Annotated in this window: 21 protein-coding genes and 1 pseudogene; 20 read left to right on the forward strand and 2 right to left on the reverse strand. The window is 34.1% G+C overall.

Annotation, left to right across the window (positions count from 1 at the left end; genetic code table 11):
* Positions 1 to 26 precede the first annotated feature (26 nt).
* Genes DMB91_RS03290 through DMB91_RS03325 form a run of 8 tightly spaced genes read left to right on the forward strand, consistent with a single transcriptional unit; the run spans position 27 to position 9,508 of the window.
* Positions 27 to 923 (forward strand): branched-chain amino acid ABC transporter permease, encoded by an 897-nt coding sequence (locus DMB91_RS03290; RefSeq protein ID WP_034905814.1) that lies wholly within the window; start codon positions 27 to 29, stop codon positions 921 to 923.
* A 2-nt stretch (positions 924 to 925) separates the two neighbouring features.
* Positions 926 to 1,957: a branched-chain amino acid ABC transporter permease gene (locus DMB91_RS03295; RefSeq protein WP_034905812.1), complete on the forward strand. Its 1,032-nt coding sequence runs from the start codon at positions 926 to 928 to the stop codon at positions 1,955 to 1,957.
* Positions 1,954 to 2,727, forward strand: coding sequence for an ABC transporter ATP-binding protein (locus DMB91_RS03300; RefSeq protein ID WP_034905810.1), 774 nt, complete (start codon positions 1,954 to 1,956; stop codon positions 2,725 to 2,727). The genes DMB91_RS03295 and DMB91_RS03300 overlap by 4 nt, the downstream gene beginning before the upstream one ends.
* A 1-nt stretch (position 2,728) precedes the next feature.
* Complete coding sequence (locus DMB91_RS03305) at positions 2,729 to 3,424, forward strand: ABC transporter ATP-binding protein (protein WP_034905807.1); 696 nt, start codon at positions 2,729 to 2,731, stop codon at positions 3,422 to 3,424.
* Positions 3,425 to 3,459: 35 nt separating this feature from the next.
* Positions 3,460 to 6,705: a cytochrome c biogenesis protein CcsA gene (ccsA, locus tag DMB91_RS03310; RefSeq protein ID WP_034905805.1), complete on the forward strand. Its 3,246-nt coding sequence runs from the start codon at positions 3,460 to 3,462 to the stop codon at positions 6,703 to 6,705.
* A gap of 16 nt (positions 6,706 to 6,721) precedes the next feature.
* A complete protein-coding gene (locus tag DMB91_RS03315; RefSeq protein WP_034905803.1) occupies positions 6,722 to 7,165 on the forward strand; it encodes a hypothetical protein in 444 nt (147 codons plus the stop codon).
* Positions 7,166 to 7,180: 15 nt separating this feature from the next.
* Entirely contained in the window at positions 7,181 to 8,473 is a 1,293-nt protein-coding gene (locus DMB91_RS03320) for a sigma-54-dependent transcriptional regulator (RefSeq protein WP_034905801.1), read from the forward strand.
* Positions 8,474 to 9,508: an aspartate-semialdehyde dehydrogenase gene (locus DMB91_RS03325; RefSeq protein WP_034905799.1), complete on the forward strand. Its 1,035-nt coding sequence runs from the start codon at positions 8,474 to 8,476 to the stop codon at positions 9,506 to 9,508.
* Between the two features lie 88 nt (positions 9,509 to 9,596).
* Here DMB91_RS03325 and DMB91_RS03330 read toward each other — a convergent pair whose 3' ends face one another.
* Complete coding sequence (locus DMB91_RS03330; RefSeq protein WP_034905797.1) at positions 9,597 to 10,478, reverse strand: lipid A biosynthesis lauroyl acyltransferase; 882 nt, start codon at positions 10,476 to 10,478, stop codon at positions 9,597 to 9,599.
* Complete coding sequence (waaC, locus tag DMB91_RS03335; protein ID WP_034905795.1) at positions 10,478 to 11,491, reverse strand: lipopolysaccharide heptosyltransferase I; 1,014 nt, start codon at positions 11,489 to 11,491, stop codon at positions 10,478 to 10,480. Before waaC ends, DMB91_RS03330 begins: the two co-directional genes overlap by 1 nt.
* 64 nt (positions 11,492 to 11,555) lie before the next feature.
* Between waaC and DMB91_RS03340 the strand changes: the two genes are divergently transcribed.
* The 12 genes and pseudogenes from DMB91_RS03340 (at position 11,556) to DMB91_RS08820 (ending at position 20,758) form a co-directional block, all read left to right on the forward strand.
* Complete coding sequence (locus DMB91_RS03340) at positions 11,556 to 12,347, forward strand: 3'-5' exonuclease (protein ID WP_034905793.1); 792 nt, start codon at positions 11,556 to 11,558, stop codon at positions 12,345 to 12,347.
* 204 nt (positions 12,348 to 12,551) lie between these two features.
* Entirely contained in the window at positions 12,552 to 12,779 is a 228-nt protein-coding gene (locus DMB91_RS03345; RefSeq protein ID WP_034905791.1) for a YfbK domain-containing protein, read from the forward strand.
* 8 nt (positions 12,780 to 12,787) lie between these two features.
* Entirely contained in the window at positions 12,788 to 13,765 is a 978-nt protein-coding gene (locus DMB91_RS03350) for a GDP-mannose 4,6-dehydratase (RefSeq protein ID WP_034905789.1), read from the forward strand.
* Entirely contained in the window at positions 13,758 to 14,906 is a 1,149-nt protein-coding gene (locus DMB91_RS03355) for a LegC family aminotransferase (RefSeq protein WP_034905787.1), read from the forward strand. The genes DMB91_RS03350 and DMB91_RS03355 overlap by 8 nt, the downstream gene beginning before the upstream one ends.
* Positions 14,907 to 14,970: 64 nt before the next feature.
* Complete coding sequence (locus DMB91_RS03360; RefSeq protein ID WP_231549679.1) at positions 14,971 to 15,141, forward strand: type II toxin-antitoxin system mRNA interferase toxin, RelE/StbE family; 171 nt, start codon at positions 14,971 to 14,973, stop codon at positions 15,139 to 15,141.
* A 43-nt stretch (positions 15,142 to 15,184) separates the two neighbouring features.
* A complete protein-coding gene (locus tag DMB91_RS03365) occupies positions 15,185 to 15,784 on the forward strand; it encodes a NeuD/PglB/VioB family sugar acetyltransferase (RefSeq protein WP_034905785.1) in 600 nt (199 codons plus the stop codon).
* A gap of 35 nt (positions 15,785 to 15,819) precedes the next feature.
* Positions 15,820 to 16,821: a methionyl-tRNA formyltransferase gene (locus DMB91_RS03370; protein WP_081946934.1), complete on the forward strand. Its 1,002-nt coding sequence runs from the start codon at positions 15,820 to 15,822 to the stop codon at positions 16,819 to 16,821.
* Entirely contained in the window at positions 16,818 to 17,435 is a 618-nt protein-coding gene (locus DMB91_RS03375) for a NeuD/PglB/VioB family sugar acetyltransferase (RefSeq protein WP_034905783.1), read from the forward strand. Before DMB91_RS03370 ends, DMB91_RS03375 begins: the two co-directional genes overlap by 4 nt.
* Positions 17,432 to 18,211, forward strand: a complete 780-nt coding sequence (locus DMB91_RS03380) for a 3-hydroxyacyl-CoA dehydrogenase NAD-binding domain-containing protein (RefSeq protein ID WP_034905781.1) — start codon at positions 17,432 to 17,434, stop codon at positions 18,209 to 18,211. The genes DMB91_RS03375 and DMB91_RS03380 overlap by 4 nt, the downstream gene beginning before the upstream one ends.
* Positions 18,212 to 19,405 (forward strand): DUF2972 domain-containing protein, encoded by a 1,194-nt coding sequence (locus DMB91_RS03385; protein WP_034905779.1) that lies wholly within the window; start codon positions 18,212 to 18,214, stop codon positions 19,403 to 19,405.
* A gap of 47 nt (positions 19,406 to 19,452) precedes the next feature.
* Positions 19,453 to 20,587: pseudogene (locus tag DMB91_RS03390) on the forward strand (N-acetyl sugar amidotransferase).
* Between the two features lie 9 nt (positions 20,588 to 20,596).
* The gene (locus DMB91_RS08820) at positions 20,597 to 20,758 is read left to right on the forward strand and encodes a hypothetical protein (RefSeq protein WP_156104146.1); all 162 of its coding nucleotides are present in this window, start codon (positions 20,597 to 20,599) and stop codon (positions 20,756 to 20,758) included.
* The last annotated feature ends 11 nt before the right edge of the window (positions 20,759 to 20,769 follow it).

Here is a 20,769-nt window from a genome sequence, read left to right on the forward strand (position 1 = left end):
AGCAAAAGACAAATAGGAATAAAGCAATGCAAACAAGCTTTTTTTTGCAACAACTCATCAACGGACTTTCTCTTGGAAGTATGTATGCACTCATTGCCATTGGTTATACTATGGTATATGGGGTTTTGCGTTTGATTAACTTTGCTCATGGTGAGATTATGATGATAGGTGCTTATACAGCTCTTTTTTGTATCACAGCTTTAAATTTGCCTTTTTTAGCAGCCCTAGCTTTAGCGATGATCTTTGCAGCTTGTATAGGCATAGCTATGGATAAAATCGCTTATAAACCTTTGCGAAAAGTGCCTAAAATTTCACTTCTTATCACTGCTATAGGTATGAGTTATTTTATACAAAACCTCTTTAATATACTCTTTGGAGCAAGACCTCGTTTATTTGAAGCACCTGAATATTTACAAAAAGTCTTTATTTTTGGGAATTTAAACATTAGTATAGTCAGTATTTTTGTGCCTGTGCTAACTTTTTTCATCTTGCTTTTTGTGCTGTATGTGCTGTATAAAAGCAAATACGGCATTGCCATACGTGCCCTTGCTTTTGATGTAAGCACGGTAAATTTAATGGGTATAGATGCAAATAAAATCATCTCCATAGTCTTTGCACTTGGTTCAGCTCTAGCAGCCATTGGTGGGGTGTTTTGGGCTTTAAATTACCCTTCAGTTGATCCTTATATGGGTGTTTTAATAGGCTTAAAAGCCTTTGCAGCAGCAGTTTTAGGTGGTATAGGAAGTGTGGTTGGAGCAGTTTTGGGCGGGCTTATTATAGGCTTTAGTGAAGTGATTGTGGTTGCTTTTTTTCCAGAGTTGGGCGGTTTTAAAGATGCTTTTGCTTTCATCTTTTTAGTTTTTGTTTTGCTCTTTAAACCAAGTGGAATTTTAGGCATAAACTATGAAAGAAGCAGGTTTTAACGATGAATTCACAAGCAGATACCTTTTCACACCTTAGCTTTATCATTCTTAGCCTTGCATTTATCGCTGTAGCACCGTATTATTTTAGTGATTATGGTATGGATATCATCAATCAAATTGCCATTTTCATTATCCTTGCGGTAAGTTACAACCTCATTAATGGCGTCACTGGGCAGTTTTCACTCGAACCAAATGGCTTTGTTGCTATAGGTGCTTATGTTGCAGCTTTAATTCTTTTAAGTCCAGAAGCAAAAGTTGATCAGTTTTCTTTAGAAGATCCAAGCTCTTTTGTTTTGGCTATACACTCGACAAGCTTTATTTTTGCTTTGTTTATGGGTGGGCTTTGTGCCTTGATACTTTCTTTTATCCTCTCTTTTGCGGTGTTTAGGGTAAGGGGAGATTATCTTGCTATCGTAACTTTGGGCTTTGGTATTATTATCAAGCTTTTAGCGATTAATTTTCCTTCTATTACAAATGGCTCTTTAGGCTTAAATAACTTGCCACGATATACGAATTTATGGTGGAGTGGAGGCGTGGCTATTGTCGTTGTGCTTTTGATCTTAAATTTGGTGTATTCAAAATACGGACGCGCGATGAAAGCTGTAAGAGATGATGAGGATGCTACAAGTGCTATGGGGATTAATACCTTTTGGATTAAAAGCCTTGCTTTTGGCACTTCTGCGTTTTGTGAGGGTGTAGGCGGAGCTTTGCTAGCGTGCTTTTATGCTTCAGTTTCCCCAGAACAATTTGACTTTTTATTGACTTTTCAGCTTCTTATCATCATCGTTTTAGGTGGGCTTGGATCAACAAGTGGAGCGATTATAGGAGCAGTTTTAGTTATCGGTGGGGCAGAGTGGTTGAGATTTTTAGATGAACCTATGAATTTCTTTGGTTATGAAACTGAAGCTTTACCCGGACTTAGAATGCTTGTGTATTCACTCATACTTATACTTATCATGCTTTTTGCAAGAAGAGGCATTATGGGTGATAAAGAGCTGCTTGAACTTTTTAAATTTAAAAGGAAAAGCAAATGATACTTGAACTTAAAGGAATTTCAAAAAGTTTTGGTGGAGTTGAGGCGATTAAAGATGTCAATTTTAGCATTAAACAGGGCGAAATTTTTGCCTTAATTGGTCCAAATGGAGCTGGAAAAACTACGCTTTTTAATATCATCACAGGAAATTATAAGCCAAGCAAAGGACAAGTATTTTTTAAAAATCAGCTTTTAAATCCCTTAAAACCGCACCAAATCGTTCATCTTGGTATAGCAAGAACCTTTCAAAATATCAGGCTTTTTTCTTCAATGAATGTGCTTGAAAATGTGCTTATAGGTTTTGATAAAAGCATACAATATAGCATTTTTGAAGCTTTTTTACACTTTGGACGTTTTAAAAAGGCTGAAAAAGAAAGTAAAGAAAAAGCTCTAGCTTTGCTTAAAGAGCTGAATTTAGAACATTTTGCTCATGAAAAAGCGACAAGCCTAAGCTATGGACAGCAAAGAAAAGTAGAAATCGCAAGAGCTTTGGCAACAAATCCAAATTTGCTTTTACTTGATGAGCCAGCTGCTGGTATGAATTCATCTGAAGGCGAAGAGCTAGCAGAACTTATCTTTCATCTAAGGGATACTTATAAGCTTAGCATTTTGCTCATAGAACATGATATGAAATTTGTCAATAAGCTTTGTGATAGGGTTTTAGTGCTTGATTATGGTAAAACCATCTTTGAAGGCAATATCAAAGAAGCTGTTTTAAACAAAGAAGTCATAGCTGCTTATCTTGGTGATATAGAAGTTTTGGAGGCTTGAAGTGTTAAGTGTAAAAAATTTAAGCGTGTATTATGGCTTAATTCAAGCTGTGAAAAATATCAGTTTTGAAGTTAAAACCGGACAAATTATCAGTCTAATTGGCTCAAATGGAGCTGGAAAAACTTCAACCTTAAACGCTATGCTTAATCTTGTAAAAAGAAAAGGTGAGATTAATTTTCTAGGCTATGATACTAAAAGACACCTGCCACATACTTTGGTGCAAAAAGGCATAGCCTTAGTGCCAGAAGGAAGACGTGTTTTTATTAACTTAAGCGTTGAGGAAAATTTAAAAATCGGTGCTTTTAATAATGATGAAAATTACGAGCATTTAAAAGAACAAATGTATAAGCTTTTTCCAAGATTAAAAAACAAAAAAAATAGCCTAGCTGGAAATTTAAGCGGAGGTGAGGCTCAAATGCTGGCTATTTCAAGAGCTTTAATGAGCGAACCTAAACTTTTAATGCTTGATGAACCAAGTCTTGGGCTTGCTCCAAAGATAGTCAGTGAGGTATTTGAGATCATTATTAAGCTTAAAGAAGAAGGTATTACCATACTTTTAGTCGAGCAAAATGCCTTTTCAGCCCTTAAAATCAGTGATTATGCTTATGTTTTAGAAAATGGTGAAATTTCTATGCAAGGTGTGGCTAAAGAGCTTATTGGCGATGATAAAGTTCGCAAAAAATATTTAGGATTATAAACACAAATTAACTTCAAATTGTTATAATCTTTGCTATGAAAAATCTAGTTAAAGCCTGTGGCAATTTAAAACTCTCCATCATTTTGTTTTTGCTTTTTGCATTCAGCTGTGCTATGGCAACTTTTATAGAAAGCAGTTATGGCACTCCAACAGCTTGGGCGATGATCTATGGCACACTTTGGTTTGGCTTAATCCAACTTTTACTTGGTATAAATTTAATCTTTGGGATTTTTGCTTACAAGATGATCGAGCTTAAAAAACTACCTGCACTGATCTTTCATCTTTCTTTTTTATTTATCCTTGCTGGCTCTATTTTTACGCGTTATTTCGGCTTTGAAGGGCTTATGCACATTAGAGAACATGAAAAAAGCTCGACTTTTGAAAGCTCAAAATCTTTTATCAAATTTTACACTCTTGAAAATGGACAAGTCAAAGGCTTAGCAACACCTCAAGATATAGCTACTTTACCTTTTGCAAACCATTTCAAACTTGATCTTAAGCTTGAAGACTCAACAGCAAGCTTAAAATATAAAAATTTACTCCTTGATGCTAAAGAAAAATTCATCGAGGATAAAGAGGGTAAGCCTTTGCTTTCTTTGGTAATCAACATCAAAGATGAAGGCGTAAAAAAACTTGTTCTTCAAGAAAATGAGGTGCAAAATGTAGCTGGGATTAATTTTGCTTTTTTAAATGATGAAGTAAAAGCCCCTTTTGTAAAAGTTGATAAAAATTTAAAACTTAGCTCAAGCCAAAACTTAAATTTCTTAAGTATGAGTAGCGGAGAAAGCTCTATTTTAAAGGCAAACGAAAAAGCAGATTCAAGCCAAAAACGTTTATATGATCTAAAAGACTTAAATTTTGTGATTGAAAATGCGTCTTTGAGCGCTAAACAAAGTATAGTTGGAGTAAATAGAGCTCAAGATGAAAGTTTTTGGCTGTGGTTTAAGGGAATTTGGGCGGAATTTGCACGCACTCTTTTAATCAGCTTCTTTGGTGAGCCACAAAACTGGAGTACATCAAGCTTGCTGGCATTTAAGGACTTTGCGATGAGTAAAGAATATCAGCCTTTAGAACTAAGTGCAGGTGCTGTTAATGCCCTTGAGCTTGAGCTTGAATACAAGGGCGAAAAAACTAGCTTTTTTGTCTTTGAAAATGCTAAACCTGTGCGTGTTGATCTTGGCTCAAAAGCCTTTTTTGTAGGCTTTAACCCTTATACTGAGGATTTGGGCTTTTCACTTTTTCTTAAGGACTTCAAACTTGATCGCTATGCTGGCTCTATGTCGCCAAAGTCTTATGAAAGTCTTGTTGAAATTGATGATGAGGACAATAAATTTGAGTTTAATATCTTTATGAATAATGTCTTAGATTACAAAGGCTACCGCTTTTATCAAAGTTCATACGATCAAGATGAAAAAGGCACTATACTTTCGGTCAATCAAGACCCGGGCAAGCTTACAACTTATGTTGGCTATACCCTACTTTTTATCGGTATGTTTTTAAATATCTTTAATCCAAAATCACGCTTTAGAACCCTAGCACGCCTTATTAATCAAGATGCTTTAAAAAATTCAGCCTTAATTTTACTGCTTAGCCTGTGTTTTTTAAGTCCAAGTTTAAAGGCTGAAGAATTAGAAAACTTAAGCAAGATAAACCCAGAGCATAGCCAAAAATTTGGCTCCTTAATTGTGCAAAAATTTAATGGCAGGATGGTGCCTTTAAACACACTTTCAAGTGAAATTTTAGAAAAAGTATATAAAGACACTAGCTATAAGGGCTTAAGTAGCGATGCTGTAGTTTTATCTATGTTTTTAGATAAACAAGAAATTTGGGGCAAAGAAGAATTCATCATCATGCCAAAAAACAAAGCTATACGCGATGAAATTGCTCGAATTTTAGGCGTTAAAAGCAAACCTTACCTTGCCTTTGAAGACTTTTTCAATCAAAAAAGACAATATATTCTTACAAAATATGTCGAAAACGCAAATCGCAAAAATCCTAACGCAAGAGGGGTATTTGATAAAGAGATTATCAAACTTGATGAAAGGGTAAATATAGTCTTTTTAGCACTTAGTGGCGAGCTTTTTAGAATGATTCCAAAGCAAAATGATAAAAATCACACTTGGCTGACTATCTTTGAACTTTTAAATTTAAAAGATGAAAAAGAAAGACAAGAGGGTATAGCGCCTTTGTATTATTATTTTGCAAGTTTGGGTGAAGCTGTGAAAAGTGGTGATTATAGCGAGGCAGATAAGGCACTTGAGGGTATTAAAAATTACCAATACAAATACGCTAGCGAAATTATGCCAAGCCAGAGTAAGATTAAAGTTGAGCTTTTCATGAATAAAAGTCAAATTTTTGCCAAGCTTACGCCTGTGTATCTACTTGCTGGTATCTTTTTGCTAGTGTTGATTCTAGCTAAAATGATAAAGCCAAGTCTTAAAATTTCACTCATCTTTAAGCTTGTATATATGCTTAATATCATAGCCTTTTTAATCCACACCGCAGGGCTTTGCTTAAGAGCGTATCTAGCCGATCACGCTCCTTGGAGTAATGCTTATGAAAGTATGGTTTATATCTCTTGGGCTTTAGCTTTAAGTGGAATTTACTTTTCAAGAAAAAGTCCTATTGCCCTTGCTTTAACTTCCATTTTAGCAGGACTTGTGCTATGGGTGGCTCATCTTAGCGAAATGGATCCACAAATCACAAATTTAGTCCCTGTTTTGAATAGCTATTGGCTCACCATACATGTTTCTGTAATTACAGCTAGCTATGGATTTTTAGGGCTTTGTTGCTTACTTGGAATTTTCGTGCTAGTTTTAATGCTTTTCTTAAAAAAAGATGGCAAATATAATGCAAATATACAAAGAAATATCACAGAAGCTACACGTATCAATGAAATGGCGATGATTTTGGGACTTTGTTTGCTCACAGCTGGGAATTTCTTAGGAGCCATTTGGGCGAATGAAAGCTGGGGCAGGTATTGGAGCTGGGATAGCAAAGAAACTTGGGCTTTAATTAGTATTTTAGTGTATGCAAGCGTGCTTCATATAAGACTTATACCAAACCTTTGCAATCAGTTTAATTTTGCTCTTAGTTCAATGTTTGCGTATTGGAGCATTATTATGACTTATTTTGGAGTGAATTATTTTTTAGTAGGCTTGCACTCTTACGCAGCAGGTGAGGCGGCAAAAATTCCAAGTTGTGTGTATTTTTCTTTCTTATTTATGATAATTTTGGCTATAATAGCCTATCCAAAAAGAAAAATGACAAAAAAACTATAAATTTAGAAAGAAAAATATGAATTCAGGGCTACTTGGTTTTATCATCGTTTTTGTTATGCTTATCATAGTGTTTGTAATCGTCGTGCTTGTAATGATGAATAAAAAAAATCTAAAAACAAGCACCACAGCAAGCAAAACAAGCCCTAAAGCTTTAAACCTTGAACAAATGCTTTCAAATCTTTCTAATCCAAATTTAAGCTCTAGTGAGCTTCACGAGCTGATCTTGATCTTTATCAATACCCAAAAACTCCCTTTTAAAAGTGGTGAAAATTTAAGCTCTGATGCGAAAAAAAAACTTGACTTTGTTACTACTGTAGCTATGCACCCAAACTCCACAGCTAAAAACATTTCTTTTTTAAATAGAGAGCTTGCCAAACGTTATTCAAGCTATAAAAAAGAAATCGATGCCTATGAGCAAATGGGGCTAGCAAAAAGAAAGATATGTGAAAATAAAGGCTAGTTTTAAGGAAAAAAGATGAATTTAGTCATAGTTGAAGATGATATAAATATGAGAAAATCCCTTGAAATCGCTTTAAGTGAGTTTGAGGAATTTCATATCAAAACCTACAAATCAGCCACAGAAGCCCTTAAAAAACTTGACTCAAACACTGACTTAATCATCACTGATATTAACATGCCCGGCATTGATGGACTTGAGTTTATCAAGGCTTGTGATAATAAATACGATTTCATCATCATCACAGGTAACGCAACCTTAAACAAAGCCATAGAAGCTGTGCGACTTGGCGTGAAAGACTTTTTAACTAAGCCTTTTGATGTAAGCACTCTCATCACAGCCATTAAAAGAGCAAAAATCATACGTGAAAAAACTAAAACAAACGAGAAAAAAAGCAAAGACAAAGATGAAAAACAAGGCTTTTTTGCAAGCTCTCAAGCCCTTGAAAAAACTTTAAATTTAAGTTTAAAGGCTGCTAAAACAGACGCTAGTGTTTTACTTGTTGGCGAAAGTGGCGTTGGAAAAGAATTGTTTGCAAATTTCATTCATCAAAACTCAAAACGAGCTTCAAAGCCTTTTGTAGCTATTAATATGGCAGCCATTCCTAGCAACCTCATCGAAAGCGAGCTTTTTGGCTTTGAAAAAGGAGCTTTTACAGACGCAAATGCCACAAAAATAGGACTTTTCGAGTTGGCTAATGAAGGCACGCTTTTTTTAGATGAGATAGGTGAAATGCCTTTTGAAATTCAAGCCAAGCTTTTAAGAGCCCTGCAAGAGAAAGAAATCACTAGATTAGGAAGCACCAAAAGCCTTAAAATCAATGTCAGAATAATATCAGCCACAAACGCAAACATAGAAGAAAAGATCAAAAATAACAATTTTAGAGCTGATTTATACTACCGCTTAAACACCATCCCAATTTACATACCGCCTTTAAGAGAGCGAAAAGATGAAATTCTAGGCATAACCAAACAAGTCATACAAGATACTTGCAGCGAATATGAACTTGAAAGTAAAAATTTGAGCCAAGAAGCTCAAAATGCCTTGCTAGAGTATGATTTTCCGGGTAATATAAGAGAACTTATCTCTATAGTGCAAAGAGCGTGCATTTTAAGCGAGGGTGATCAAATTTCAGTTGAGGATTTGTTTTTAGAAAGCAGAAGCAAAAAAGAGCTTAAAAATTTAGAAAAAGAGCTCATCAAAGAAGTTTTATTAGCTGAAAATTTTGATATAAGTAAAGCTGCCTTAAGCCTTGAAATGAGCGAAAAAAACCTCAAGGAAAAGATGAAAAAATACGACTTAAAAGGATAGATGGTGAAAGCAAAAATAGCTATAGTAGGAGCTACTGGAGCAGTTGGCGAAGAGCTTTTAAATGTGCTTGATGAGCTTGATTTTCCGGTTGAGAGCATTTTGCTTTTAGCGAGTGCAAGAAGTGCTGGCAGTGAAATTGAATTTCAAGGCAAAACTTATAAAGTCTTAGAACTTAACGAAAAAGTTTTTGATCAAAATCCTGTAGATATAGCTTTTTTTAGTGCCGGAGGAAGCGTCAGTGAAAAATACGCTCAATTTGCTGTAAAAGCTGGTGCTATAGTCATTGATAATACAAGTCATTTTAGAATGAATGAAGATGTGCCCTTGGTTGTGCCTGAAGTAAATCCTGAAGATATAAAGCTATGTAAAAAAACCGGTATTATTGCTAATCCAAACTGCTCAACCATACAAATGATGCATGTGCTTAAGCCCTTAGATGAGGCTTTTGACTTACAAAGAGTTGATGTAGCGACTTATCAAGCTGCAAGTGGGGCTGGTAAAGAGGGTATGGAAGAGCTTGTACGTGGTATGCAAAGTTTTTTTGAGTTTAAGCTTGACGAGTTTAAGGCTGAAACTTTTCCTTATACCTTAGCTTTAAATTTAATCCCACAAATTGACGTGTTTAACGAAGAAAATGGCTACACCAAAGAAGAACTCAAAATGATCAAAGAAAGCCAAAAAATTTTACATAAAAAATTTGAGCTTTCAGCCACTTGCGTGCGTGTGCCAGTGCTTAGAAGCCATAGTGAAGCTTTAACACTGCACTTTAAAAAGGCTGTAGATGTCAAAAAGGCTAAAAAAATCCTTGAAAAAGCCCCAAATATCAAACTTATTGATGATATCAAAAAGAAAAAATACCCTATGCCACTTTTTACCAGCGATACAAATGAAACCTATGTAGGACGCATTCGCAAAGACTTAAATCGCGAAAATGTCTTGCACCTTTGGTGCGTAGCCGATCAAATCCGCGTTGGAGCAGCTACAAATGCTGTGCGTATAGCTTTAGAATGGCTCAAGCTTCACAATAAATTTTAAATTCGCAAGATAAGGAGAAAAAATGTCTATATTGTTGCTCAAATATAAATTTAGAAGCGACATGATCGCACTGCACTTCAACTCTTGATTAAGACTCATAAGCTACGCTATAAAAGCGTTTGAAGCGTTTGTGAAAGAAAAAATACTCATCTGGTTTAAATCTAATCATCTCTTCACAACACTTTGCTTGATAGTGGGTAAGCTCCTCGCTTGAATGCTCTTTAGCGTCCATTGCCTTAAATGCTCTTATAGCATAAGAATTGCTCGAAGTTTTATAAATAAAAGCTGGTATAAGCAAGGCTTCACTTTTTTTGGCGATCACGCTCGCCCCCAAAAGCCAATTGACTTTTTTTCCAAAAAACTCGAGTACCATACTTTCATTATCACTCGCATCTTGATCGGTTAAAATTCCTAAAGCTCTTTTGTTTCTAAGAGCTAAAAGCATTTTTCTTAGCCCACCCTTTTTATCGATAAGCTCAACATCAAACTGGGTTCGGTTCTTTACCAAAAATTTATCCATAAGTTCGCTATCAAGCCTTCTTCCTACTATAGAAATGGCTTTATATTTATTCGCAAAAGCTAGAGGCAAAAGTTCCCAATTCCCAAAATGAGCCGTTACAAAAACGATAGCTCTGTTGTCTTGCACAAATTGAGAAAACTCTTCTTCATTCTCAAAACTCACTTTTTTTTCTAAGTTTTTTGGGTTAATGTTTTGATTTCTAAAAAAATCTATACCAAAATGAGCAAAATTTATGTAAATTTTCAAAGCTAGCTCAGCTCTTTGAGCTTGACTAAGTTCTGGAAAACAAAGGCTTAAGTTTGTATCAATGATTTTTCTGTGTTTGCGATTGAGCTTAAAAACAATTTTAGCCACCACATTTGCAAGAACATTTAAGGCAAAATTTGGCAACACAAACACCAAAAAACGCAAGAGATAAAATGTAGCTAAATACACATAATCAATCTTCATTACAAAAGCTCTACTGCAAGTTCAAAAATCTTTTCTTCATCGATATATTTGATACAAAAATCACTCTTGTCTATGTGCCTTGCATCCGTGATTTTTTTACCACTATCAATAACCTTGTTTATCGCTGTTTGATACGTATTTCTTTGACTTGGGGTTGCTCCAAAGATAGTAATAGAAGGCTTATTCATCGCAAAGGCTAGATGCGTAGGACCACTATCATTGCCGATGATTAAATCACTGAGCTTTGTCATAGCGATAAGCTCTTGCAAATGAAGTTTTCTTAAGAGTCTAACTTGGGTTGAGCTTGTGTGAGCGATGATATCTTGGGCAAATTCTCTTTCTTTGGCATTTCCCCAGCACAAAAGAATTTTTGTCTTTTCAAAACGCAAAGCAAGCATATTGCAAAGCAAAGCAAAACGTTCTTTTGGGTAAATTTTATTTTCTATGCTTGAGCCTACATGAATGAGTATATTTTTTTCATTTTCATCAAGCTTAAACTCCTCTCTAAGCTTTTCTTTCAGCTCTGTTTTTGGGGTAAAACAATCTTTCTTATGCAAGATATCTTCAAGTTCAAAGCTTTCATTAAAGACAAAAGATACAAGAGCGAGATTGCGAATGATGATATTTTCATTATAAGAGATGAAAAATTTTTGATTATAAAAATTTGCTGCTATACTTTCTTTAATACTATCTTTATCATAACCAAAGACATTTGGCGAAAGTATGCGTGATAAAATAGCTGATTTTAAAAGCCCTTGCAAGTCAATAACAAGATCGTATTTTTTCTTTCTTAAACGAAAAAGCATTTTAAGAATTTTAAGAATTTTTCTATCTTTTAAAGGCAAGGCATAGACTTTATCGATTAAAGGATGATCTTGCAAGATATGAAAAAACCTCGCATCAACAAACCAATCAAGCTCTATATCGGGGCGAATTTTTCTGATAAATTGCAAAACTATACTTGAATGGATAATGTCTCCAAGTGCAGAGAGTTTAACTATAGCTATTTTCATTTCTTTTCTTTAGAATTTTTAGCTAAGATTGTAACAAATTTTTTTTTATAAAGGGTTTAAAACGATGAAAAATCAAAATTATATCTGTGTGTTTGATTGTGAAAGTGTGCCTGATACCGAGCTTTTGCGTAAAATTTATGGTTTTGAGGGTGATGATTTAAGTGTATGCAAGCAAGGGCTTGCAAAAAGTCTTGAAACAAGTGGAAGCGAGTTTTTAGCTCTGCCCTTTCATAAAATAGTGAGTATTTGTGCGGTGATTGCTGATGAGTTTGGTAACTTTATAAAAGTCAATAAAATCGAAGGCGAAAATGAAAAAGAAATGATTTATAATTTTTTTAGCTTCATTGACAAATGTGAGCCTCGCTTAGTGAGCTTTAATGGCAAAAACTTTGACATGCCCTTGCTTGTCTTGCGTGCCTTAAAATACAATATCAAAGCCAGCACCTACCTTGATACACTCAGCAATAAATGGGATAATTATAAAAGCAGATACAGCGAGAGCAAGCATTGTGATCTTTTTGAAAGTTTAGGCGGCTTTAATGCAAGAGGCTTAAAGCTTGATACGCTATGTGTAATGGCAAATTTACCCGGCAAATATGATGTAAGTGGCGATCAAGTCTATGAACTCTACCACGAAAACAAACTCGAACAAATCCACGAATACTGCGAAAGCGACACTTTAAACACCTACATGCTTTTCCTAAAATACGAGCTTATAAAAGCAAATTTAAGCGATGAAGACTATAAAATCTATCTTTTAACCATGAAAGAATACTTGCAAAATGAGAAAACAAACAGAAGCTATGTAGAAATTTTTACTAAGGCTTGCGATGAGGAAGTGAAGCGAATAGGGTAAATTGATTTAGGAGACAAAACAAATTAAAAGTGTAAAATAAGTTTAAGCTAAGAAAGATTTTGATACGATATTTACAAAAAAAACAAGCGGAGCAACTTATGGTAGTGATGGACTTGAAAAAGCCTATGAACTAGCCAAAAAGCATTTTATCGCAGGCGGAATAAACCGCATAATACTCGCGATTGATGAGGATTTAATATAAGCATGACAAGTCAAGATGAGCTTTTAGAATTGATTACGCGTTTTGCTACTGCAGTGGCAGCTTTTGCGATGATTTTGCAAAATTCAGAATACAAAAGTAGTGCAAACTTTGATACAATTTTAAAGATATTAAGCGACAAGCAAGTCAGCAATAATATCTATAAAAAAGAATTTATAGGGCTTGTATCAAAAGTAAGCTGTCTTAAAAACCTAAAAAACAAATCACAATAAGGGCAAAAATGAAAAAAATTCTCATCACTGGAGCTGATGGCTTTATAGGCTCTCATTTATGCGAATGCTTGCACGCTAAAGGGCATAAGATAAGGGCTTTAAGCCAGTATAATTCTTTTAATTTTTGGGGGCATTTAGAGCATTTGCCTTGTAAAGATGAACTTGAGATTATCAGCGGAGATTTAAGGGATAGCTTTTTTTGCGAAAAGATCACTCAAGATATGGACGCTGTGTTTCATCTTGGAGCTTTAATTGCTATTCCTTATTCTTATGAAGCACCAAAATCTTATGTGGATACCAATATAATAGGCACGCTTAATATGCTTGAAGCAGCCAAAAAGGCTAAAATAGCACATTTTATACACACCTCAACAAGTGAGGTTTATGGCACAGCCCTTTACAGCCCCATAGATGAAAAGCACCCCTTACAGCCTCAAAGCCCTTATTCAGCAAGTAAAATCGCAGCTGATATGTTGGCTCTTAGTTATTATAATAGCTTTGAAATGCCTATTATTATCGCCCGCCCTTTTAATGCTTATGGACCGCGTCAAAGTGCAAGGGCTATCATTCCTAGCATTATCATTCAAATTTTAAGTGGGGCTAAGGAACTTAAACTTGGGGATTTAAGTCCAACAAGGGATTTAAATTTTGTGCTTGATACTTGCGAGGGTTTTGCAAGCTTGCTTGAACTTTCAAGCTTTGGCGAGGTATTTAACATAGGAAGCGGAGTTGAACACTCCATGCAAGAAGTGCTTGATACTATCCAAGAACTTTTAGGAACAAAACTTAATGTTACTCAAGACACACAAAGATTGCGTCCTAAAAATAGTGAGGTTTTTAGACTTATAAGCGATAGCTCAAAACTTCAAAAAATAAGCTCTTGGAAGAGCAAATTTGATCTCAAACAAGGTTTAGAACAAACTATCAAATGGTTTGAAAAAGAAGAGAATTTAAAGCTTTACAAGGCTGGAATTTACAATGTTTAAAACTGAACTTAACTTTATTAAAAGCCTTTTTGCACCTCAAGAGCAAATTCCTTTGCATGAGCCAAGATTTATAGGCAATGAGCAAAATTATCTTAATGAATGCTTAAAAAGTGGCTTTGTCTCAAGTGTGGGCGAGTTTGTAAATAAATTTGAAAAAACTTTAGCCCAAAAAACAAAAAGCAAATTCGTTGTAGCTATGAATAGTGGCACCTCTGCCCTTCATATAGCCCTTTTAGTAAATGGAGTAAAAGCAAATCACGAGGTTATCACTCAAAGTCTAAGCTTTGTAGCTACTGCAAATGCCATAGCTTACACAGGAGCAAAGCCTATTTTTATAGACATTGATGAAAAAAGTTTAAGCTTAAGTCCTAAAGCTTTAAGGGCATTTTTAAAAAAAACCGCCTTTATCAAAGATAAAAAATGCTTTAATAAAAGCACCAAAAAACGCATAAAAGCTTGCATAGTCATGCATAGCTTTGGCTTGAGTGCAAAGATAATTGAATTAAAGCAAATTTGTGAGGACTTTCACATAGCCTTGATAGAAGATGCAGCTGAAGCTGTAGGTTCACTTTACAAAAACAAAGCCTTAGGCACTTTTGCTAAGGCTGGAATTTATAGCTTTAATGGCAATAAAATCATCACAGGAGGTTGTGGGGGCGTGCTTTTGAGCGATGATGAAAAGCTAGCCTTAAAAGCAAGGCATTTAAGCACCACAGCTAAAATTGCTCATGCTTATGAATATAAACACGATAAAGTAGGCTATAATTACCGCCTTTGTAATATCAACGCAGCCTTACTTTTAGCCCAACTTGAAAAACTAGGTGAGTTTGTGGAAAACAAAAGAAGCCTAGCAAAGCAGTATAAAGCTTTTTTTAAGGATAATAAAAATTTTAGTTTCGTTGATGAGAGCAAAGATGAAAAAAGCAATTTTTGGCTCAATACTCTCATCGCAAAAGATGAAAACACAAGAACAGCTTTTATAGAACAAGCCCATAAAGAAAAGATTTATTTGCGTCCAGCTTGGCAGGGCTTACATAGCCTTAAAATGTATAAAAACTGCCAAAGAGACGAGCTTAAAAACACGCTTAAATTCATTTCAAGAATAGTCAATCTTCCAAGTAGTGTGCGTTTAAAAGACTAAAAGTCATTAATTAAAACGAAATAAAGAAAAATTTGTGTTATAATTAAGCTTTTTAGAAGTATGTATGCAAGTTCAAAATAAGCAATATAAAAAATTAAGCTTAGAATTCATAAAAAAATTACTAAGTGGTGCAGTTTTAGAACCAAAATACAAGAAATATAAACTAAAAGGTAAATATAAATGTCATATCAAGCCCAATTTGCTGTTAATTTATCAAAAGCAAATAATATCTTAGTACTTACTTATATTAATAGCGAGCTTTTTTAGGACAAGAAAAAATGAAAGAAAAACTACTCATCATAGGTGCTGGAGGACATGCTAAATCTTGCGTTGATGTGATTGAAAAAGAAGGCAAATTTGAAATTCTTGGCTTTGTAGATAATGATGCGAACATAAAAAAGGTATTTGAGTATGAAGTATTAGGTTGTGATGATGATTTGCCACGCCTTTTTAAGACTTGCAAATTTGCTTTTTTGGGTATAGGGCAGATCAAAAGCCCTGATCTTAGAGTGAAGCTTTTTAAACGCTTAAAAAGCATAGGCTTTTGCTTGCCTACTATCATCTCTCCTCTTGCTTATGTTTCAAAACATGCTTTTATCTCAAATGAAGCAAGTATCATCATGCATCAAGCTTTAATCAACACAAATGCCAAGATAGGAAAAGCTTGTATTATCAATACCAAAGCCTTGATAGAGCATGATGCAGTGGTGGAGGATTTTTGTCATATTTCAACAGCTGCTGTGGTAAATGGAGAGTGCAAAGTGGCTCAAAAAAGCTTTGTAGGATCAAATTCGATGCTTAAACATACTCAAAATTTAGCAGAACAAAGTGTATTTTTTGCGGGCAAAAATCTAACACGTGGGGGGGGGGCTTTATAAATTCATAATTTTTACTCCTCTTAAAAGGAGTAAAAATGCAGCTTAATATAGGCTATTTTGCAGATGGCAAATGGGCGTATAATTGCTTTTTAAAGATCATTTCACATCAAGATATGAGTATAAAATTCATAGTCTTGCGGTATAAAAATCCAGATTTAAATTTAATCAAACTTGCCAAAAAACACAAAATCCCAATTTTCATTGTCAAAAATATCAACGATGAAAACTTCATCAAGGAAATTTTAACTTTTAAGCCAAATTTACTTGTTTCAATGAGTTTTGATCAAATTTTTAAGGCTGATTTATTAGATTATTTTAAAAATAAAATTATTAATTGTCATGCTGGAAAACTGCCTTTTTACAGGGGCAAAAATATATTAAACTGGGTTTTAATCAATGATGAAAAAGAATTTGGTATAAGTGTCCATTTTGTGGATTTAGGCATTGATACAGGCGATATTATTTTGCAAAAATGCTTTACAATAAGCGATAAAGATGATTATTCAAGCCTGCTTAAAAAAGCTCATAGAGAGTGTGCAAATGTGCTTTTTGAAGCTTTAAAGCTTTTTGTTAAAGGTGCAGTTAGGGCAAAAAAACAAGGCAAAATCGGCTTTTACTGCCCAGCTCGCATAAAGGGCGATGAATTTATAGATTTTCATCAAAGCTCAAGAGAATGTTTTAATTTTATCCGTGCTTTAAATGCCTTAGATTTAGGAGCAAAGGCTTTTATCGAGGATAAAATCATCACAATTTTTAAAAGCAAACTCATTAAAGCACCCCATTACAAAGGCATAGAAGGAGCAGTTGTAGGGCTTGAAAAAGATCATTTTTTAGTAAAAACTAAAGATAGCGTGCTTAAGATCACAGCTTTTCATTTTGAAGGACAAATAAAAATAGGTCATAGGCTTAAAGCTTCACCACAACAAAATATCCAATACAAAACAAACTCTCTTAAATTTGATAATGGGGGGGGGGTGCTGAATTCCTTAAGCTTCATTCTAAAGTATCTCCCTCGTGAAAAAAGGAAGTGTTCATGAATAAGCTTATCTTAGTTGGATCAGGTGGCTTTGCTAAAGAGCTTTATCAATACCTTCAAAGCACAAATCATAAAATTTTAGGCTATATAGACAAGCAAAGAAGCGAATTTTATGGTCTTTCTTATTTAGGCGATGAAGAAAGCCTTGATCAAAGCTTTTTTAAAGAAGCAAGTTTTTTACTTGGTATAGGACAAGTTGAGCTAAGAGCTAGCATCATTGCTAAACTTAAAGCTAGAGGAGCAAGCTTTTTTAGCTTTATTCATCCAAGTGCTATCATCGCAAAAGATGCTTTGTTTGGCGAGGGTGTGGTGCTTTGTCCTCATACCATGCTTAATGCTGGTGCAAAACTTCAAGACTTTGTCCTCTTAAATATCTACGCTTCAGTAGCTCATGATTGTGTGGTAGGTGAAAACTCTATACTTTGTCCTTATGCTACCCTAAATGGAAGAGCCAAAACAGGCAAAAACTGCTTTTTAGGAACTCGTGCAAGTTTATTACCTAACGCTAAACTTGGAAATAACTGCGTTTTAAGCGCAGGTGTTATGCTTTCAAAATCATATAAAGATGATCAGCTCATATTTAGCTTAAGAACTTTAAAGGTAAAATCAAAATGAAAAGGCTTAATATTTTAGGTTGTGGCATTATGGGAACACAAATTAGTGCTTTGTTTTATAATCTTGGCTTTGAAGTTTGCATTTATACTCGCAAAACAAAGCTTAAAGAGCTTGAATTTCAAGCTAAAGTCCTTAGTAAAAAGCTTAACTTAAAGCCTATGCAAAAGGGCAGTTTTTGCTTTTATACTAGTATTAAAAGCTTACCTGAAGCACTTTGTATAGAATGCTTGGCTGAAAATTTAGAGCTTAAAAAAGAGTGTATAAAAGAATTTCAAAACTCTCATCAAAGGGCTATATTTTCAAATTCAAGCTCTTTTTCAAGCAAGGATTTAAATTGCGGTTTGCTTCATTTTTTCAATCCCATATATTTAAAACTCATTGAGCTTTATGATCCTAAAAATGAAGCTTTAACTTTGATACAAGACTTAAAGGAGCTTGATTTTTGTTTTATAAAAGCTAAGGGAAATAGAGGAAATTTAGCAAATTTGCTTTTATTTAATGAAATTTCAAACTTTTTTAAGATGATAGAAAAGCTTGATTATAGCTTGCAAGAATGTGAGCTAGTCTATGAAAAACTTTATGAAAAGCGCGATATTTTAGGCATAATTGATATTATAGGCGTTGCAATTTGTGATCAAATTTGTTTGAATTTACATGAGCAAGATTTGAGCTTTTATTATCCAAAAAGTTTTAAAAAAGCCCTTGAGCTTGGCATACTTGGCAGGAAAAATAAAACCAAAATCAAAGACTTTTTACTAACAATACAAGAAATTTAAATGCACATTCAAACACTAATAAACTCAAAACTTTTCAAGCAAGAAAGCCTTAAAGATTTTTTATGGGCTAAAAACATTCCTCTGCCTTTAAATTATCATTTTATACTCATTGCTACTGGGCTTTGTGGTTCATCTGCTTTGGTGAAATTTTTGCAAGCTTGCCATATCACTTTATGTGATGAGAGTTTAAGAAGAAGTGCTAAGGGACTTTATTTTGAACATTTCAAAACACTTCAAAGTCCAGCTTCATATAAAATCATAAGCTATGTAGAGCATTGGAACTTAAATTTAAAACAAAGAGCTGATTTTCTTGCAAGAGTAAAAAAAGAAGTTCCTGTTTTATCTTTGATACGCGATCCTATCTCTATGCTAAAAACTGGGATAAACCACCCAAGTAGTGGTGGAGCAAAGCGAGTTTTAAGGCTTGATGAAGATTTTAGCTCTATCTTAAATATCAAAAAATACTATATCAACGGTTTTGCTTCAAATGCTCTTAAACATAAAAAAGTGCTAGGACAAGCTCCAAATTTACACTCTTTAGATAGGTGGATCAATGAGCTTATTTTTTGTCAAGATTTTTTTGTAAAAATTTTAAAAAATCATAAAATCTTTTATATGGATATGAGTGAAATTATGCCTGATAAAGCTTTTGATAGCTTAAGCAAACTGGCTTTAAGCTTTCATTTTTTAGAGCCAAAAAAAGATAAGACACTTTTTAAAGGGCAGATTAATGGTAAGCTCATTACTTATTTTCCCCTTTTCTTAGAACTTCCTTTAAAAAACAAAGCGGGCAAAATTATCAAAATCATCTTAAGCACCCATCAAATTCACCCTTATTTAAAGCATTGTGATGAGCTTTTAGACAAAGAAGCTTTACCTTTTGAAAATATGCTTTTATATCTAGCTCAAGATGAGCTAGAACTTGTGCTTAAAGAAAGTGCGATTTTAAAACAAACAAAAAGTTATTTACAAGACTTTTTAGGGGCTTTAAAAGAGCGTATAAACACTGAACAAAACAAACTTTATAAAGAAAAAGACGTTTTAAACTATCTTTTTGAAAACAAGACTTTGAGTAAAAAACTATTTTATATTTTACAAAACAATCTTACTCATATCAAGCAAAACAGGGCTGATATAGTAAGTTCTTGGAAGTATTATCAAGAATTTATGCAATTTGCAAAACATATCAAGTGATTGGTGCTTTTTGTCGATCTATAAATATATTTTAAAAAGGAGAAAAAATGCAAATACAATACTGCTCAAAGTGTGTGATGCCAAATACTCGTCCAGGCATTGAATTTACACTAGACGGGGGGGGGGCATTACATTTGTTCAGCTTGTGTAAATCATGCTAAAAAAGATAAGATTGATTTTAAGGCTAGATTTAAAGAGCTAGAAAGTTTATGTGATAAACACAGACATAGAAATGGGAACTTTGAATATGATTGTGCTATAGCAGTAAGTGGGGGCAAAGATAGTCATTTTCAAGTGTATACCATGAAGGAAAAACTTGGTATGAATCCTGTGCTTTTTAGCGTTGAAGATAATTTTACCATGACAGAAGCTGGCAAGAAAAACTTACGCAACTTAAGCGAGGAGTTTAAATGCCATATTATTAGTTTAAAGCCAGATATTTTTACTCAAAAAAAGATTATGCGAAAAACCTTTGAAAAATACGGCAAACCAACTTGGTTTATAGATCGCTTAATTTATAGCTATCCTTTTGCAATGGCAGCTAAGTTTAACACCCCTCTTTTAGTATATGGAGAAAATGTAAGCTATGAGTATGGTGGCACAGACAGCGTTGAAACCCCTAGTGCAAAAGGCATTTTTTTAAATGGAGTGGCAAGTGATTTAGACATTCATGAGTTTTTAGATGAGGATATTAAAGAGCAAAATTTGCAACTTTTCTTTGATCCAAATAAAAATAAGGCTGATTTAGAAAAGCTTGAGCCTATATATCTGAGCTATTTTGTCAAATGGAATTCTTATCAAAATTATATTTTTGCGAAAAAAAGGGGTTTTAGTGATTTGCAAGGTGAATGGGATAGAAGCCATTGTATAGAAACCTTTGATCAAGTTGATAGTATAGCTTATATACTACACGCTTGGCTTAAATATCCTAAATTTGGACACGCTGGAGCAAGTGATTATGCTTCTCGTTTGATACGATACAAACTTTTAAGCAGAGAAGAAGCTGTAAAACTTGTAAATGAAAAAGATCATAAGCTTGATAATAAGGTCGTAGAGGATTTTTGTGCCTTTGTGGGCTATAGCAAAAATGAATTTTATCAAATTTTAGAAAAACACTATAATAAAGACTTGTTTTATCAAAATGAATATGGCGAGTTTAAGCTCAAAAACCCATTGGTTTAAAGGAAAAAAATGAATTTGATTTTAACTCATCAAAGCCTTTATTATCTAGCTCGTGAGAATTTTTCTCAAATAAATTTTTATGACTTTGAAGGTAGTGCAAATCATTTTATCTTTAATAGACATAAAAGAGCAATACTAAATTTCAAGGGCATTTTTTGCATTTTGCTTTAAATTTAGTTACA

It is taken from the genome of Campylobacter sp. MIT 97-5078 (assembly GCF_006864455.1).
Lineage (GTDB): Bacteria > Campylobacterota > Campylobacteria > Campylobacterales > Campylobacteraceae > Campylobacter_D.

Coding starts and splice junctions, on each gene's coding strand:
- DMB91_RS03365 (WP_034905785.1), top strand. CDS start 15,185: ATGAAAGAAAAACTACTCATCATAGGTGCTGGAGGACATGCTAAATCT.
- DMB91_RS03330 (WP_034905797.1), bottom strand. CDS start 10,478: ATGAAGATTGATTATGTGTATTTAGCTACATTTTATCTCTTGCGTTTT.
- DMB91_RS03315 (WP_034905803.1), top strand. CDS start 6,722: ATGAATTCAGGGCTACTTGGTTTTATCATCGTTTTTGTTATGCTTATC.
- DMB91_RS03290 (WP_034905814.1), top strand. CDS start 27: ATGCAAACAAGCTTTTTTTTGCAACAACTCATCAACGGACTTTCTCTT.
- DMB91_RS03320 (WP_034905801.1), top strand. CDS start 7,181: ATGAATTTAGTCATAGTTGAAGATGATATAAATATGAGAAAATCCCTT.
- DMB91_RS03370 (WP_081946934.1), top strand. CDS start 15,820: ATGCAGCTTAATATAGGCTATTTTGCAGATGGCAAATGGGCGTATAAT.
- DMB91_RS03355 (WP_034905787.1), top strand. CDS start 13,758: ATGTTTAAAACTGAACTTAACTTTATTAAAAGCCTTTTTGCACCTCAA.
- DMB91_RS03350 (WP_034905789.1), top strand. CDS start 12,788: ATGAAAAAAATTCTCATCACTGGAGCTGATGGCTTTATAGGCTCTCAT.
- DMB91_RS03340 (WP_034905793.1), top strand. CDS start 11,556: ATGAAAAATCAAAATTATATCTGTGTGTTTGATTGTGAAAGTGTGCCT.
- DMB91_RS03325 (WP_034905799.1), top strand. CDS start 8,474: ATGGTGAAAGCAAAAATAGCTATAGTAGGAGCTACTGGAGCAGTTGGC.
- DMB91_RS03300 (WP_034905810.1), top strand. CDS start 1,954: ATGATACTTGAACTTAAAGGAATTTCAAAAAGTTTTGGTGGAGTTGAG.
- DMB91_RS03375 (WP_034905783.1), top strand. CDS start 16,818: ATGAATAAGCTTATCTTAGTTGGATCAGGTGGCTTTGCTAAAGAGCTT.
- DMB91_RS03345 (WP_034905791.1), top strand. CDS start 12,552: ATGACAAGTCAAGATGAGCTTTTAGAATTGATTACGCGTTTTGCTACT.
- DMB91_RS03295 (WP_034905812.1), top strand. CDS start 926: ATGAATTCACAAGCAGATACCTTTTCACACCTTAGCTTTATCATTCTT.
- waaC (WP_034905795.1), bottom strand. CDS start 11,491: ATGAAAATAGCTATAGTTAAACTCTCTGCACTTGGAGACATTATCCAT.
- ccsA (WP_034905805.1), top strand. CDS start 3,460: ATGAAAAATCTAGTTAAAGCCTGTGGCAATTTAAAACTCTCCATCATT.
- DMB91_RS03380 (WP_034905781.1), top strand. CDS start 17,432: ATGAAAAGGCTTAATATTTTAGGTTGTGGCATTATGGGAACACAAATT.
- DMB91_RS08820 (WP_156104146.1), top strand. CDS start 20,597: ATGAATTTGATTTTAACTCATCAAAGCCTTTATTATCTAGCTCGTGAG.
- DMB91_RS03360 (WP_231549679.1), top strand. CDS start 14,971: ATGCAAGTTCAAAATAAGCAATATAAAAAATTAAGCTTAGAATTCATA.
- DMB91_RS03385 (WP_034905779.1), top strand. CDS start 18,212: ATGCACATTCAAACACTAATAAACTCAAAACTTTTCAAGCAAGAAAGC.